Origin of the sequence: Nostoc sp., assembly GCF_036917095.1 — a bacterium.
In the GTDB taxonomy this organism is placed as follows: Bacteria; Cyanobacteriota; Cyanobacteriia; order Cyanobacteriales; family Nostocaceae; genus Nostoc.
This window is the reverse complement of the sequence record NZ_JBALFH010000040.1, coordinates 195,665-211,660: the sequence shown is the minus strand read 5'-3', so window position 1 is coordinate 211,660 and position 15,996 is coordinate 195,665. Positions and strand designations below refer to the sequence as shown.

16 protein-coding genes and 1 pseudogene are annotated in these 15,996 nt (G+C 40.5%); 4 read left to right on the top strand and 13 right to left on the bottom strand.

From position 1 onward, the window contains the following. Nucleotides 1-5: 5 nt before the first annotated feature. Entirely contained in the window at nucleotides 6-185 is a 180-nt protein-coding gene (locus V7L01_RS20430) for a replication restart DNA helicase PriA (RefSeq protein WP_335037846.1), read from the bottom strand. A gap of 519 nt (nucleotides 186-704) precedes the next feature. Here V7L01_RS20430 and V7L01_RS20425 point away from each other — a divergent pair. After that, nucleotides 705-895 (top strand): annotated as a pseudogene (locus V7L01_RS20425) (23S rRNA (adenine(2503)-C(2))-methyltransferase RlmN); the annotation flags it as partial. 4 nt (nucleotides 896-899) lie between these two features. Here the strand turns inward: V7L01_RS20425 and V7L01_RS20420 are convergent. From V7L01_RS20420 to V7L01_RS20405, 4 genes are all read right to left on the bottom strand, one after another. Beyond that, nucleotides 900-1,352 carry a hypothetical protein gene (locus tag V7L01_RS20420; RefSeq protein WP_335037844.1) on the bottom strand — a complete coding sequence of 151 codons (453 nt, stop codon included), beginning with the start codon at nucleotides 1,350-1,352 and terminating at the stop codon, nucleotides 900-902. Nucleotides 1,353-1,412: 60 nt separating this feature from the next. Continuing rightward, the gene (locus V7L01_RS20415; protein ID WP_335037841.1) at nucleotides 1,413-1,793 is read right to left on the bottom strand and encodes a hypothetical protein; all 381 of its coding nucleotides are present in this window, start codon (nucleotides 1,791-1,793) and stop codon (nucleotides 1,413-1,415) included. A gap of 129 nt (nucleotides 1,794-1,922) precedes the next feature. Continuing rightward, nucleotides 1,923-2,306, bottom strand: coding sequence for a hypothetical protein (locus V7L01_RS20410; protein WP_335037839.1), 384 nt, complete (start codon nucleotides 2,304-2,306; stop codon nucleotides 1,923-1,925). A gap of 20 nt (nucleotides 2,307-2,326) precedes the next feature. After that, nucleotides 2,327-2,944, bottom strand: a complete 618-nt coding sequence (locus V7L01_RS20405; protein ID WP_335037837.1) for a hypothetical protein — start codon at nucleotides 2,942-2,944, stop codon at nucleotides 2,327-2,329. Between the two features lie 1,086 nt (nucleotides 2,945-4,030). Between V7L01_RS20405 and V7L01_RS20400 the strand changes: the two genes are divergently transcribed. Next, the gene (locus V7L01_RS20400) at nucleotides 4,031-4,429 is read left to right on the top strand and encodes a hypothetical protein (RefSeq protein WP_335037834.1); all 399 of its coding nucleotides are present in this window, start codon (nucleotides 4,031-4,033) and stop codon (nucleotides 4,427-4,429) included. A 72-nt stretch (nucleotides 4,430-4,501) separates the two neighbouring features. On the opposite strand, the gene uvrC is transcribed toward V7L01_RS20400, so the two are convergent. Beyond that, complete coding sequence (gene uvrC / locus V7L01_RS20395; protein WP_335037833.1) at nucleotides 4,502-6,409, bottom strand: excinuclease ABC subunit UvrC; 1,908 nt, start codon at nucleotides 6,407-6,409, stop codon at nucleotides 4,502-4,504. Between the two features lie 819 nt (nucleotides 6,410-7,228). On the opposite strand from uvrC, the gene V7L01_RS20390 reads away from it, so the two are divergent. Next, entirely contained in the window at nucleotides 7,229-7,408 is a 180-nt protein-coding gene (locus tag V7L01_RS20390; protein ID WP_335037831.1) for a hypothetical protein, read from the top strand. Between the two features lie 21 nt (nucleotides 7,409-7,429). Here V7L01_RS20390 and V7L01_RS20385 read toward each other — a convergent pair whose 3' ends face one another. The 7 genes from V7L01_RS20385 to V7L01_RS20355 form a co-directional block, all read right to left on the bottom strand. Continuing rightward, complete coding sequence (locus V7L01_RS20385) at nucleotides 7,430-7,852, bottom strand: response regulator (RefSeq protein WP_335037829.1); 423 nt, start codon at nucleotides 7,850-7,852, stop codon at nucleotides 7,430-7,432. Nucleotides 7,853-8,418: 566 nt separating this feature from the next. Further along, entirely contained in the window at nucleotides 8,419-9,300 is an 882-nt protein-coding gene (locus V7L01_RS20380) for an NF038130 family PEP-CTERM protein (protein WP_335037827.1), read from the bottom strand. Nucleotides 9,301-9,839: 539 nt separating this feature from the next. Further along, on the bottom strand, nucleotides 9,840-11,051 hold the full coding sequence (locus V7L01_RS20375) for an LL-diaminopimelate aminotransferase (protein WP_335037825.1): 1,212 nt from the start codon (nucleotides 11,049-11,051) through the stop codon (nucleotides 9,840-9,842). A gap of 158 nt (nucleotides 11,052-11,209) precedes the next feature. Then, the gene (locus V7L01_RS20370) at nucleotides 11,210-11,545 is read right to left on the bottom strand and encodes a thioredoxin family protein (protein WP_335037823.1); all 336 of its coding nucleotides are present in this window, start codon (nucleotides 11,543-11,545) and stop codon (nucleotides 11,210-11,212) included. A gap of 174 nt (nucleotides 11,546-11,719) precedes the next feature. Further along, the gene (locus tag V7L01_RS20365) at nucleotides 11,720-12,502 is read right to left on the bottom strand and encodes a PspA/IM30 family protein (protein ID WP_292741268.1); all 783 of its coding nucleotides are present in this window, start codon (nucleotides 12,500-12,502) and stop codon (nucleotides 11,720-11,722) included. 206 nt (nucleotides 12,503-12,708) lie between these two features. Further along, nucleotides 12,709-13,464, bottom strand: coding sequence for a PspA/IM30 family protein (locus tag V7L01_RS20360; protein WP_335037821.1), 756 nt, complete (start codon nucleotides 13,462-13,464; stop codon nucleotides 12,709-12,711). Between the two features lie 170 nt (nucleotides 13,465-13,634). After that, complete coding sequence (locus V7L01_RS20355) at nucleotides 13,635-14,999, bottom strand: hypothetical protein (RefSeq protein WP_335037818.1); 1,365 nt, start codon at nucleotides 14,997-14,999, stop codon at nucleotides 13,635-13,637. A gap of 191 nt (nucleotides 15,000-15,190) precedes the next feature. Here V7L01_RS20355 and V7L01_RS20350 point away from each other — a divergent pair, with 191 nt between their 5' ends. Next, nucleotides 15,191-15,730 (top strand): DUF721 domain-containing protein, encoded by a 540-nt coding sequence (locus V7L01_RS20350; RefSeq protein WP_335037816.1) that lies wholly within the window; start codon nucleotides 15,191-15,193, stop codon nucleotides 15,728-15,730. Nucleotides 15,731-15,996: the final 266 nt, after the last annotated feature.

The following is a 15,996-nucleotide window of genomic DNA, read 5'->3' as shown; positions in this document are numbered from 1 at the left end:
ATTATCTACCGATGTGCGTGAATGCCAGGGGCATAAGCCTCAATCACTTTGCCAGTGCGAGTGCAACTAATCATCAAGTAGTCACAACTTGGGCATTGTGTTCGAGTTAATTGACTATCAAAAATATAATAACGCTCCGCGTGACTACCACAATTTGGGCAGTAAATCTGTTGTACTAACTGCATTTTAAAACCCCTGGTTGTACTTAATTTTTATTTGGTAAAGCTATAAGTTAAACCAGGAAAAATTCTGGTTCGACCCAACTTAACAAACTGCTGTAATATTGGCTGATTATTTTAAACAAAATTTCAGATTTGAAAACTTTTCCATATCTCTATTGTATTATCCTAAAACTTAGGTGATTTTACCCTCCCACTTTAGATACATAAATTCTTTTTAAATTAATTGCTGCTTAGAGATTTACTGATCCCTATGAGTAATACCTTGAGAGAGCCTTATTTATAGTCATTTCAGACGACAACAAAAAAACCCGTTCTTGTATTCAAAAATTAAAACCTGTAAATTACTGTATATTTAGTAACAAAATCTCTATCTTAAGATTTAGTTAATATTTGCCAACAAGATTTATGAGATTAAGTTCTGGTGAAATAACTTAATTCCAAGTAGCGAGCTTCTATAGCTACGGCTTTGTTCGCTCGGTTCAGAGCTTCAAGAGCCGCTCAAAATTCTCTTGGTGTGTGATTTTTTGCGCTACTGCTAAAGGGGGTTACAAACGCAACCTAGCAAGGGATGAAATTATCAATCGGGTTTTGACTGTGCAAGAATATTTTCTGCAACAGATTAGCAATGTAGTGTTTCTAAATATACCGAACCGTTGGTGAGTACCATCAATCAGCGATCGCTAAGTGTTTATACTGCTGGTATTGGCGATCGCTTCTCTAAGGTTGTAGGTTAAAAGATGGTTTATTGATGAGGATATTGTTTTGAAATCTAAGTGTGACACTCCAGTATGGATTGATAACATCAGCTCTTTGAGATTCGTAATCACTCAAATAAACATCTCCATCGTTCCACTGGTAAAACTTCTCATGTATTTGTCCGTCAGGGGAATCGATATTGTTTTCATAAATCAAGATCCCATCCCAGCCTATAATGGAACGAACTTCATCATAAGACATGCCTGGAGATATAGAGTTATATAAATTTTCTCTGATTTCAGACGACAAATTTCTCTGTTGAATTTGTATATTATTATAGGGATTTTGATTAAAGACTTTGAACATAGAATTCGTAGAAAAGATAGGCATCTGATTCAGATATAGAACTCTAGGAGAATATTTAAATGCAATCCATGCCAATAAAACAACAGCTAAAAATATTGAATATTTCATAAAAAAAGGGCGGTTATTCCACCCTACAATTTTTTTTGATTATATCAAGCGGGGTACTGCCTAACGAATACCTGCACTGCTTTCGTGGGAGGTGGTGTATGAATTAATAATAGTATTGATTGTACCCCATACTCTAGTTGTCATCTCTTCGTGAAAACTACCATTTAGTTCAGATCCAGCTTTATGAACAGTAAAATGTTTGAAAGATTTTCCAACTTTACCGTTGTTGTCTTCGGTTTCAACCGTACCATCAATGTACATCTTGTCAGACGAAGAACTGTAATCTTGAGTGCGATTTGAATTGCTTACAGTATCGATGTTTGTATTAGTCTCTGTTCTGCTTTGCTGAATTGTCCACTGGTTCAAAACAAAAGTTTCACCTGCTAAAGCAGGGCTAGCAAACAAAGTAGCAAGAATAGCTAAACCGACAACTTTCTTCATTACTTTGTCCTCATTATAAATTAGTTCCCTTTGTCAGATAAACAAATCTAGCCAAAGGAACTAAAAGAACTACTAGAGTGGATTAACCACCCTAGAATTTTATCAAATTGCATCAAGTACTATTAAGAACTAGCGAACACCTGCGGAGGTTTCGTGAGAATCGGTATAGGCGTTAGTTGTAGTTTCAATACTACCACCAAGGTTAGTCCAATTAGTTTCACTATATTTACCATACAGCTCGCTACCTGCGTTATAAATGGTAAATTTATCAAAGAAAAGTGTTGTACCACCATCTAATTCATCGCTGATATTAATATCACCATCGACATCAACCTTGTCAGCCCAAGAACTATATTTTTCGTTCCGTTGCGAAAAAGTCTTAGAGTCAAGTGTTAAATCGGTCTTTGTTACGCTGTTACTCCATGAATCTTCGTTACGCACAAATGTTTCACCAGCAAAAGCAGGGGTAGCTAAGAAGGTAGCAAGAATAGCAAAACCAAAAACTTTTTTCATGAGTTTATCCTCGTTATTAATTAGTTGTCTTTTTCAGCCTCGTTTTTAGGTAATTCTTGAGACTGAAACTTAGGAACTTTGTTAGGTTCATTTGTATTATTTCTGTTTATAGCAACCCCTTTACAGACAGCAGAAATAGTAGGAAAGCTGTCGGGGCTTAGTTGGATACCAGCGCTGATTAGTTCAGCACAGGCACGAGCATTGATAATCTCTACATCATATTCAGTCTTACGGCCAATAGTTTCAGCCATTCGCTTGCAAGTACTCTCTAAGCTTCCGCCCAGAGGGAAAACTATAGCAGCATTCACAGCATAAGAAGCGTTGTTAGACAAACTAACACCGTCATAGGAACTCAAAGCAGTCCCTAATATTAAAGATGGTCGCGGGCACACAACATTTATTCCAGCTACCCCTTGAATCTTATAAGTAGCCGATTCACCAAGGTTATAAACTCCTGTTTGATTAATTGCAGCAGAGTTCCGTTGTTGGTTATCAAGAGTCTGCTCTTGATTAGGCTGAGATTGAGAATTAACAGAGTTAGTGACAGACTGTGCTTGGACTTTGAGATTTATGCTAACTACTCCGAGTAGACACAGTAAGCAATGGTTAATGAATAGTTGTAGAGCTTTTTTAAACATTTGAAGTTTTCTAGATATTGCAAAGGAAGGATGTTAAGAGTCAAGGATTAAGTAAGTTGGCAGAATAAAACCAAACTCTGTGAAGAAAGATAAATTCAGGTAAAACTGTCTTTCTTCTTGCCTCCTACCTCCTACTTCGTGCCTTATCCCAACGACAAATTTTTATGCTGGTCTACTTGCTTTACTAATTAGGTGTTCTACCTGATTAAAACAAGAATAAGTAACATTGTTATATGTAGTATTTGTCACTTGATTTATTCTTTCAAGTGTTGAGCTTTCCGACCTTGTACTGTTTGTTATTTATCACAAATCAATATTCCCAACGATCTAAAAAAAACACGAGGGGGGTTTTGTGGGATTAAGTGGGAAATTGGCAAAAATTAAGATTCATAAACCGGATATAGGATTACAGCTTTATTTCTGCTGGTGGACTGAGATTTTAAACTTGGTTTAAGTAAAGCTTTTACTAGCCTGGATTTTCAAAAATCAAATAACATTCTTATATCAAGCTTTTAGTCAAGTTCTTCAACTTGGATCTATTGTTTTCTAATTAGTACAGCATGGCAGAAATAAAGCTACGATCCAAAACAGTCAAGATGTTCCGATCGTAAGCATTGCGAATTTTTAATTGTACGTACTCATTTCCTACGTGAGGCTGCGCGAAAAAAGAAGCAAGCTACACGCAGGATCTTGAAGAATTGCGGTACTAGCTATTGATTTCAGCTAAAGAATAAGCAAAGTTTTTAAAGCAATGAGGAGAAAACTTTAAAGATAAAATAAAGCTCAAATAAACTTTTTGAAAAGTTAGTGAATAGAAACAAATTTTTTAAAGATCGAATAAACTTCCGGATAAATTAGTTAATACTACGGTATCATTATAAATACTTAAGGAGATAATACTTGATAAAGATTTCAAGTTAATGAATTTTATCTGCTCCTATTTAATTTCAAGAAAAACGAGCGTCGTAAACCTTAGCTCAGACAACTCCTGGCAAGGCAATGGCTCTATTTATCATAAGGGGTCTTAAACCCTTTAATTTTCGATAATTAATCATCTGCATAAAATTCATCAGATTAGTTTGACGTATGAACATTCAAGAGTTATTAATTATTGCGGATAAAGTAGTATCGAAATCATCTGGAAGGCATTTGACTGATTTACAAAGTGATTTGTTAAAAGCATCTTCTGAAAATCAGACATACGAACAGTTTGCCAACGATCGCGGCTACTGCCTTGATTATATAAAGAAGGATGTAGGGTCTGCGTTATGGCAATTGCTATCTCAAGCATTAGGAGAGAAAGTGACAAAAAAGAACTTTCGGCAAGCGTTAGAGCGATATCAACAAGCTGAAAAATTTGTGACTTATAAAGAAAAAGAAAAACAACAATATTTTGGCATCTACCTGATGTTTTGGCTTTATAGGGAAGCACAGAAAAATTCGGCAACCTTTGACAATCGATACTACAGCATAGATGCTGAATAATACTGCTGCTTTGGAATTAAACTTCACCCATTGAAAATTTCAAAGACTTCTGTCATATGCTTTTCACCCATATCAAGATGGATGAAAATAATCGTAAACTTCTTGAGCCAAACGCGGGCCGATTCCTGGAACTTCAGCGAGTTGTGTGGTTGTTGCTTGCCGAATATAGTCAACTGAGCGAAAATGTCCTAGTAGCTGCTTTTGTCGATGATGTCCTAAGCCAGGAATTTCATCTAAACGCGATCGCTTCAATTTATCACTACGCTGCTGACGATGGAAACTCACTGCAAACCGATGTGCTTCATCGCGTAGCCGCCGCAATAACTGTACCCCTGGTTGTTCTGCGTCAGTTGCTAAAGGTTTAGATTCTCCCGGTAAAAAAATCTCTTCTCGCTGCTTTGCTAAACTTACAACTCGCAAGTCTTCTAATAAATTCATCTCTTGCAAGATGGCGACAACCGATGATAACTGACCTTTACCACCATCGATCATGATTAAATCAGGCCAGTCAGGATTACCCAAACGTGGTAATTGCTGATTTGTAGAGTCGTCTGACGCTACAGATTCCCCAACGCCATATTTACGGAACCGTCGCTGAATCACTTCAGCAAGACTGGCAAAATCATCTGAATGTCCTGCTGTTACAGTGGGATTTTTAATTTTGTAGTGGCGATAATGCTGTTTAGCGGGTAATCCGTCGATAAATACCACTTGCGAAGCTACAGCATTTGACCCTTGAATATGGGAAATGTCATAACCTTCGATGCGGTGGGGTACATCTGGTAAATCGAGAATAGCAGCTAAATCTTGCATTGCTTGATGATTGCGATCGCCTAATTTTTGCATTCTTTGCAATTCATACTGGGCATTTCGCTCTACCATCTCAATTAATTCTGCCTTAGTTTGCCGCAAAGGAGTCAATATTGTGACTTTTTTGCCTTTACGTTGAGTTAAAACATCCGCCAATATCTCTCCATCTGGTAAATCATGTTGTACCAAAATCTCTAAGGGTATTTCCACCGAGTCAGCAGTTTGGTAATGTTCCTCTAAAGCTCGTTGTAAAATAGCTCCTGGTTCTGCCTGAGCATCTGCCACAAACGCTAAACGTCCTACCAATTGCCCAGCGCGAATCTGGAATAGTTGAATGCAGGCGTGCTGTTCGTCGGCTGCCAGTGCGATCGCATCCCGCGAAACTGTATCATCTGGTAAGGAAACTTTTTGGTCGGCTGTCAGCGACTTTAACCCAGAAATTTGATCGCGAATCCGCGCCGCTGACTCAAAATTCAAATTCTCAGCAGCTGAGTTCATCTGTTGGGTCAAAATATCAATCAGTTCCTGAGTTCGACCTTGAAAAACCATCGCTATCTTTTGGACAATTTTGCGATATTCTTCTGGTGAAATCATTTGTTGGCACACACCTGGACAGCGCCCTAAATCAAAATTCAAGCAAGGACGGTCTTTGAAAAGTGGTTGAGGCCGTTGTCGCTGTGGGAAGATCCGCTTGCAGATGCGGACAATTTCTCGCAATAAACCAGCATCAGTATAAGGCCCGTAAAATTTATCCTTTTCTTTGCCGAATTGACGTTTACGGGTAATAAAAATTCGCGGATAATCTTCTGACCAAGTTATGCAGAGATAGGGATATTTTTTATCATCTTTGAGCAGGACGTTGAAGTATGGCTGGTGCTGCTTGATCAAATTAGCTTCTAGAGCTAGCGCTTCGGCTTCAGTATCAGTGACAATGAATTCAATTTCGGTCACCAACTTGACCATCGTGGCGATGCGTTCACTCTTGTTGTAGCCATCCCGGAAATAGGAACGGACACGCGATCGCAACTTACGTGATTTACCTATATATATAATGCGATCGCTCTTGTCCCGCATGAAATAAACCCCCGGTTCCGGTGGAATTTCGGCTAGACGGTTTTCCAGTCGTTCTGGTTCTTTAAGCAGTGGTAATATTTGAGTAGATAGTGTCACAACCAAAATTAGGTAATCTTTATCTATTTTAAGAAAAATTATTTTTTCGTGCCGATTTCACAGACTAATTATCAAGTAAATATAAAGTAGCCCTGATTAACTGCATACACCAGAACACAGAAAAGAGGGACTGGGGACTAATATTTTTTAGTCAGTAGGGGCTAAACCTTAGCTATCCGCTAACAGCACTTTTAAGTCAGGTAGGCTTTTAGTTCGCCCAAAGAAAACTTTGTAGACACTTGCCAGACAACTTGCTGTAAGCATCAGAACTTTAGAGCAGACGAGAGTTTGTCTAGCCGCAGCCCTAAAGGTGATTTATAAAGTAAAAATAAAATTACCGTAGTAGCGTGTCAAGACTAAAAATAGTGCATAAAATTTAGCTCTTGTGGGGTGGGCATCTTGCCCGCCCGGAGGGGCTAGAAGCCCATCCCACAAGAAAACCATAATGCAACAATTTAGTCTTGACACGCTACTACTTAATATTTACTTGATAAATGCTCTCTTAGTCCTCATCTGCTTCTGTCAGAATAAGAACTTTGCTTTTTAAATCAAAAATACTTTATTATTTGAAACTTTATATTTTACATAAAAATATTTTATTACTGGATTTTATTAACTTTATATCTAGAATTTTAATAATAAAAAATCTGTTTATATATTACTTGTATAAATGCCAGATAAATAATTTATTAATCAACACTATTTAGGCTTTATAAGAGATTTTATAATATTAAGCGAATTAACGGATTTAGTAATTGAAATTTACGATTATGATTGAGAATATAGCTATTATAATGATTTTAGACAAGAAGTAAACTTATGAATTTGCAAGACTTTGAAGCCGAGTACCGTGAGACTATGGCTGAGACTCTTAATGAGATGCAAACAGCAGTTTTGTTGTTAGCGCAAGTCCAACAGAAAATTTTAAAAATTGGCAGTTCTATACAAAATCTTAGTGAGCGCGTGGAAGAGTTAATCGCTAACCAAAAAGCAGAATAAATACACGCCTAGCAAAAAAGTTTATCTGTGGCCACAGTTAAACTGTTCTTCAATTGTAAGGATGAGATCCTTCAGTTTTAAAGGTTTTACAAAATAACGGCGTGCGCCCAAACTCAGAGCTTTTTCTTGATCTGCTTTAAAAGCAAAGGCTGAAACCACAATGATAGGTATTTTTGATAAATCAGGTTTTTGCTGGACTTGTTTTAAGAGCGAATAACCGTCAATATCTGGTAGTTTCAAGTCTAATAACATTAAATCTGGCTCAAATTTTTCTATAGTTGAGAAAAAAGTAGAGCCTTCTGATAAGCTGTGGACATCGTACCCACAATAACTAAGATAGTCACTCAGTAACATCCGATTGAGATAATGGTCTTCAACTAGTAAAATTCGTTTAACTTTGTTTGACTGCAATGGCTGATCTATATTGAATAATTGTGCTGTCATTGCTACCTGTTATCTGATTATCTTAAGTAAAAGCCAACAATTATTACCATAAACTAAAACGGGAGTGCATTTAAACTGTGAAACGAATAGAAATTTGGCTTATCTAATCTAGTCAAAGATATGAAGAAATTAAATTTATCTACACTACAATACTTAAATCATAGTATCGTTAAGTATAATTTAATCAAAAATTAAGATTTTTTTTACGAACTTTTTATTAAGTTATAGTTTTAAACACACCCCTGCTTTAAAAAAAATTGAATCGCCCAGGTTCTTTGAGTAAATATACTTAAATATATACTGTAACCAACGCTATGGTAAATACCCTTTCTAGAAAAGTTTTCACTGGATCTGAGGATAGGTAATACTATTTCACGAAATCTTAGTTACAAACACGTTGGTAGAGGTATACAGATGTAGACCCTTATAAGCGATTCATTTGTTGCAAATATTTTTAGAAAAAGTATATTATGTAAGATTAAGTTATCTTATAGCTGCAAGGAAATATTCATAAAAAAAGGGAGCTAACAGCTCCCTTACTTATTTGTAGTTTTGAACCCGCAATCTTAAATAGATGCTTTTTTAAATTTGCGTTGGGTAGCAAACACACCAGCAACACCCAACAGACCTAGTATTACTGATGGTTCTGGAACTGCTGCGGGAGGCACACCTTTGATGCTAACTTCATAGTTGCCACTGTGAGACTTGCCATCAGTAACTTCTTTTAGGTTACTTGCCGTAGCAGAAAAGCTGTAAAGGAAATCAGTCTTGTCATTGTAGGTAACTTTCACAACTTCACTAGCTTGGAATCCATTTTTGAGAAGACTACCTATGGGTCCTAATAGAGGAGCATAGTAGTCTTTTACATTAAAGTGACCAGCTAACCCAATTTTAATATCGCCAGTGATGTCATTTTGATTAACATAAGAGATATTAGGGTCGCTGGAGCGTTGGAAACCATTGATATTAAAAAACGCATTATAGGCTAAAGGGATAGTATTGGCTGTTAGACCAGCTGCGTTAGCAAATTCCTTAAACCAAGTATTTGCAAAGTTATTTGCTCCATAGGTTTTACTTATACCTGACCCAGTACTAAACCAATCTGTTTCTGTTAGACTGCTCAAAGTAATATTTTTGCCACCAATTTGCCCTGTCAAGCTGGTGTTTTTGGTGAAATCAAAACCCGCTCCTTCACTGCTAGCTCGTAACTCTACATTTCCAGTAGCATTTGTGGCATTTCCATCTAGAACTTTTTGTAAATTTGCACTAGTATTTGCTACTTTGAAGGTATTTGTAGCATTGGAATCATAGAGTAAATAATCACTGGCTGCTGTTCCACCAATAGTAGCGCCGGTGAGGGTTCCAGCCTGTGCTGGTAAAGTTGCAAGAGCGCTCACACCAATAGCCATTGAGGCACCAATTACAACTTTCTTAAAAGTCATTTTCATTGTTTTCAAGTCTCTCTTAGTTTGGAAGTTAAGTTTTAAACTACTGCCGTTTTTAGGCTTGGGCTGTCTTGACTACAGGCTTTTTGGCAATACGGCTGCTTAAAAACGCGACCTGCATTGTTAGCCATCTCTGGTATCTCAGCGCACAAACCCAGTGTAAGAAACGGGGAGACCTGATTGGGTAAAGTTCCTGCTGATTATCAATGAAAGAATGAAGAATGTTTTGATATTTTTATACGTCTAATTACATATTTAGTTAAAAATGAATAGTTGCAATAAACACGTTGTTATATTTTTTAGTTCAGTACAATACGGGGATTAGTAGGGACGCAAAAATCTGCATTAGTGTCAACTTAAGCCCAAACTCTTTTCAAGCCTCATTTCTAGCCAGTGGCTAGAAACGAGGCAATGTCTCAAACCATTCTCGCTTACTAACTTTCACGTTAAGTTGACACCAATGAAAAATTTGCGCTTCTACCGCGTGTTCCATTCATAGACTTTGCAGCCAAAAATCCTTGGCGTTTAGCTTGAGAAAAAATTTAATGAAGGAACTTAGCCATTCTTTCCACGGCAGTTTCTAACAAAGGTGGCTCATGCACCAAGGCAAAACGGACATACCCTTCTCCAGATTTGCCAAAGCCAGCACCAGGGGAAGCGGCTACACCAGTTTGTTTAACAAGTTGGGTACAAAATTCTATGGAGTTTTGACTCCAAGATGAGGGTAACTTTGCCCAAATGTACATTGTGGCTTTGGGAGTAGGAACATTCCACCCAATACGGTGTAAAGCATTGATGAAAGTATCACGGCGCTGCTGAAAGGTAGCAACAGCAGATTTTACCCCAACTTGAGGGCCAGTCAGAGCAGCGATCGCACCATTCAAAATCCCCCGATACTGATTAAAATCAACAGCGGCTTTTACCTGGCGTAAGGCGTGAATTAACTCGGCATTACCGATGGCGTAGCCAATACGGAAGCCGCCCATATTGTAAGACTTGGAAAGGGTGAAAAATTCAATCGAGACGCTTTTCTCTGGATCGGCTTGCAGAATTGAAGGGACTACGGATTTTGGATTGGGAGAAGAATCTGCCGACTCCTCAGTTTCCTGAAATACCAAATCTACGTAGGGGAAATCGTGAACCAGGGCGAGATTGTGTTGTTGACAAAAGGCGACAGCTTCTTGGAAGAAAGATAAAGGAGCGATCGCAGCGGTGGGATTGTGAGGGTAACTTAATACCATCATCCGCGACTGGGCCAAAACTGGGGCAGGAATATCAGCAAACACTGGTAAAAAATCGTTTTCTGCCCGTATTGGCATCGGGTAGATTTGACCGCTGGCTAGGTAGACTCCCCCAGCATGAGAGGGGTAACCTGGATCGAGCAACAGGGCGAAATCTCCTGGATTTAGCAAGGCTAGAGGTAAATGGGCGGTGCCTTCTTGAGAACCAATCAGAGGTAGTACCTCAGTTTGAGGATCGACTTTGATACCAAATTTTTGTTCGTACCAGTTGGCTGCGGCTTCCCGAAACCCAAAGGTACCGTTAAACAACAGATATCCGTGGGTACTGCGATCGTGTAGAGACTGGGCGATCGCCTCAATGACATGTGCCTCGGCTGGTAAATCAGAAGACCCCAACGACAAATCAATTACTTGCTGTCCAGCGGCCAAAGCGACTGCCTTGGCTCTGTCCATATCAGCAAATACATTAGATTGCAGGGGTTGTAAACGCTTTGCAAATTGCATGTTAGTCATTTGTCCTTTGTCATTTGTCATTTGTCCTTTGTCATTTGTCCTTTGTCCAATGACCAATACTTCTCTACAAGAGGCTGCGCCCTAAGCGTAGCTATGCCGCAGGCTTTAGGGCAACGCTCAGTACAAGTGACCAATGACTAATGACCAATGACCAATGACTAATTACTATTTAAGTGTGTATCTAAAAGAGCGAGTAATTTATCTTTGCCGATGACTCCTTCAGTCGAGATCAAAACTTCCTCGCCTTGAAATAATCTGAGGGCGGGTACACCTTCCACTTGGTACTGCTTAACAGTGAGTGGGTTGGGGTCAATTTCCATTTTAACGACTTTGAGGCGATCGCTATATTCGCTAGCAGCAGAGTTAATCGCGGGCGACATCAGTTGACAAGGCCCACACCAGGAAGCCCAAAAGTAAACTAATACAGGCTGTTCAGCTTTTAACACTTCCGTTTCAAACTCAGCATCAGTTATGGTGATTACAGCCTTACTCATTGCAGTCTCCATCAGGTGGCGATCGAAGTTGGCACACACAATACTTTATCCCAAAGTAGTCAATAGTCCATCATCAATAATTCATAGTTATTTTGACTGTTAACTATTGACTAATGACGTAAAATCCCACAGCCAACAGGCGTGGGACTAGCTCAAATAAGTTTTCTACCAATTTTACAATTGATCCAATTGCTTGCGTAGAGAATCCAACTCGGCATCAACCACCTCATTAGATTTAGGATTAGGGGCAGTGGTTTCTTGTTGCGGTGGCAATTGGGCTTGAGTTACTGGAGTAGCGGGTGGTAGCATTTGCGCTTTCAAGGCTGCCAATTCATCATCAACATCGCTGCCACCTTCCAACTGGGCAAATTGGGTTTCTAAATCTGCACCTGCTAACTCTCCTAGTGCCTGGGCCCGTGATTCTTGCATCAAGACCTTTTCTTCCATCCGCTCGAAGGCAGACATTGCACTGCTGGTATTCATCCCACGCACCATGCCTTGGAGTTGCTCTTGGGCTTTGGCAGTAGTGATCCGGGCTTTAAGCATTTCTTTCTTGGTCTTAGCCTCAGAAATTTTGCTTTCCAGCTGAATTAAATTGCGCTTGAGAGTTTCAACTTGCGTGCTTTGCGTATCTAAACTAGCTTTGAGGGCAGTACTGGTGTCAGTATAAGTCTTTTTACGCTCTAGAGCTTGCCGTGCTAAGTTCTCATCACCTTTTTGTAGTGCCAGTTGGGCATTGCGTTGCCACTTATTGATTTCATTTTGGGCATCATTGTACTGTTTCTCACTGCGTTTTTGGGCGGCGATCGCTTGGGCTACTCCCTGACGCAGCTGCACCAAGTCTTCCTGCATTTCCAGGATGGCTTGTTCTAGCATTTTTTCGGGGTCTTCGGCTTTGTTAACCAGGTCGTTGAGGTTAGAACTAACTACTCGCTTAATGCGATCGAATAATCCCATAACTTTGTTTTTCCTTGTTTGGTTTACGCTTTTTGTTGGACAGTTAGCTTTTTAACTTTTTAATAGCTACCTATTTCAATGTAATCTTTCCGGTTTGAATCAGTGGCTTCTAACAACTCTTAATTTTTAAGATATCTCCAAAGTGGGGTAATTAGCCGAACTTCAACCAAGAGGCAGGGGGCAGGGAGCAGGGGGAAATGACTTCTTCAAGAGTCCTGAGTTTTGGGTAACTGCTGTTGGGTAGGCTCTGCTGTCTTTTGGTTCTCCTGGGTGAGAAGATTGTTCTGCTGTATGTTTTCTGTCCCGTTTAAAACCTCCACCTTCATCGCGGCCAATTCGGCATCCACATTATTAGTAGATTCCAAGGAAGTAAATTGTGTTTCCAAGTCGTCGCTACTGAGTTGAGCTATTGCTTCTGATTTAGCTTCTATCTGCGAAACTTTTTCTTCCATGCGCTCAAAAGCACTCAGACTGCTGGTGGCAGAAACTCCACCAAGCATTTCCTGGAGGCGATAAGACGCTTCGGCAGAACGGGCGCGAGCAATATACATATCTTTTTTTGTTTTCGCCTCGGAAATTTTTAACTCTAGCGATCGCATATCCTTTTTTAGCCTAGCTACTATATCGTTTTGCTGCTCTATCTGGGAAAAGAGGGCTGTAGTAGTTTCTTTATAAGCTTGGCGCTTAGTCAAAGCTTCGCGTGCTAGAGGTTCGTTGGCTTGTTGCAGGGCCAATTGGGCGCGGCGATACCATTCTTCTGTTTGAGACTGGGCAGCCGCTGCTTGGCGTTCAGTGCGTTTCTGGGTAGCGATCGCTTGGGCTACACCCTGCCGCAACCGCACCAGATTTTCCTGCATCTCCAGCACAGTTTGCTCCAAAATCTTTTCTGGATCTTCTGCACTGCCGATCAAACTGTTGAGATTAGCGCGAATCACCCGCAGGATACGCTTGATTAATTCCATGTCGGCTCTCCATTCATGAAACTCAGTACTGAGTCCTGTTAGCGGTGGCGGGACGTTTAGCCTGTGCTAAGTCTTAAGTCCTGACTATTATTTATAGGGATTGTAATGTTGAATTTACCACAGGGGCTGACTCAGGACTGTTATCTCATGGTATCGTAGATTTTTGCAACTCATGGCTGCTGAACCCGTGCCTTGATTCCCCTTGCCTGTAGCAATTTCATCTGTTGTTCTACTTGCTGTTTAGTCTTAAAAGCACCCAAATAAATCAATTCTTTGTTGGGTGATAAATAAGCATCGGGAACTACTTGCCGTGCTGAGGCTAAAGCCGCATCTTTATTATCTATCACTACATGATAGAACCCATCTGTTCCTGGTTTGATTTCTGCATCCAGCTTTGGTGAGGTTGCGATTGGGTTGGGCGAGGTTTTTGCCGTTGAAGTGGGAGGCAAATTTAGGGGAGGCAAGGGCTGTACCCTTGGTACTGGTGCTAAAGCGATCGGATTTCTCGGTTTTAGGGCTGTGCTGGGGTCAGGTAATGCCCTTTGAGGATTTGCGGGGTTTTGGGGAACTACTGGATTAGGTACTACTGCAACGGTTGGTTGGACTTTGGGTTTTAAGCCAACTACATCATTTGGGTCTCTCACTTCAGGGAACTCTTGGGCAGCTAGATTGGGATACTTGGGTATAGATGTGCTTGGTGGCTGGCTCGGAGGTTGGACATTACTCCCAACTTCCTCAGTCTTTTCTGGTGCGGGAGACGAGTTTCCGTTAAACAACTTGCCTAAATTCCATTGTGGCAAGCTTTTGGGATTGAACACTACATAACCCAAAGTAAGACTCGCTACCAATAGCAGCAACATAGAACCGATACCCAAAGGTGATAGCAGACTGTCGCTAGAATTGCTTGGCTTTTTGGTTTCTCGTTGTTCTTCTGTCAGACTTCGCAGCAGCGCTTCACTAGACTCCAAATAGTCATCTGGGTGCTTGGGGGTGTTATCTGGCTGTAAAAGATTTTCACTCTTAGTATCTTTAACGACTGCTGGCACAATGCTGCTACTAAAGTTGGGCGGCGGCGGTGGAAGTTGAGTTTGTGTTTTAGCAGAATCCGATCTGGAGGGCACATTGAGATTATTTAGTTCCTCGGTTTTTGCCGTAGCTGGCGCTGGGATATTTTGAGGATTCACAGCTAAAGAAGATGCTGATGGTACGTCAATTTTTGCCGTAGCTGGCGCTGGGGTTCCCTGAAAATTCACGGGTACAGATGCAGGCGGCACGTTGGTTTTGATTTCCGTTACGGATGACTGAGTTTTGCTGGATGTTGTCGAAATAGCAGTCAACGGCTGGGGTTGACTATTAATGTAACTTGCAACACGGGACTGGTTGGATGAGAGCAAACCACTTCGCGTGCGTCGGTATCGAGCTAACTCTCGTTCTAGTGGCACCTCTAAACTTGCTAGTGCTGCTGCTAGTACTGGTTTCAACCCAGGTGTTTTAGATGATTGAGTACCGGAATCGTTCAGGGGGTTTTGAGTCATTGCCTCTGTGTCTCAAACGTAGACTGTTGGAATTAACTTTAGATATATTTGTGACAATAGTAGCGAAAATTATCTAAATAGATAGACTGGGGATTGAGAATTGGACATAGGGTATTGAAAAGAGGCAGAGGGGAAAACTCTTCTCCCTGCTCCCCTGCCTCTTCCCCACTCCTCACTCAGTACTTTTAATAATGTCGTTGAAATCAGTTAATGAGATTTTAGGCGTTCTGGAAAAGCAGGCTAAGTGGCAAGAGCAACCATTTCAACGCCTGCTCAAGTGTTGGGCAGAAGTTGTTGGCCCAATAGTTGCCGTACATACTCGACCATTGTCGATTCAGCGCGATGTTTTGTGGGTAGCAACTTCTAGTGCTGCTTGGGCGCAAAATCTGACTTTTGGTCGCTCGGCTCTGCTTTTAAAGTTGAATAAAAACCTGCCAACGGCTTTGGTTGATATTCGCTTCTCTACTGCTGGCTGGCAGAATCCATCTGTGGAAAGAAAACAGCAACAAACGGTTTCGCCCGATGAGCATCCCAGTTACCTTGGTGATGAGATTGGCCGCCCTGAGGTTACACCCACTAAGAATGTAAATGCTGCTTTTGGGAATTGGGCTAAGATCGTGCGATCGCGATCGCATGGCTTACCCCTTTGTCCCCAGTGTCAATCTCCCACCCCACCCGGCGAACTCCAGCGTTGGGAAGTCTGTTCTATCTGTGCGGCTAAACAGTTTTGAAGGGAATCAGTCCTCACCGAAGGGACTTCTAAATAAAAAAATATCCCATCGCTTTTAGGGCAGGGTGCAGGGGGCAGGGGGAGAAAAAGTCGTTTTGGTTCCAGAAATTGGATAATTTATTTTTTGGAGTTCCCTAAATTAAAAGCAAAATAGTTTAGCGATTATTCTTTGAACAGAATTTTTCCTAAAGTAACTTGCTGCTGCCACATAAAATAGTTCTGATCCTTAAGAAAAGATGTATTTTAATACTAAAATATGCCTAATGT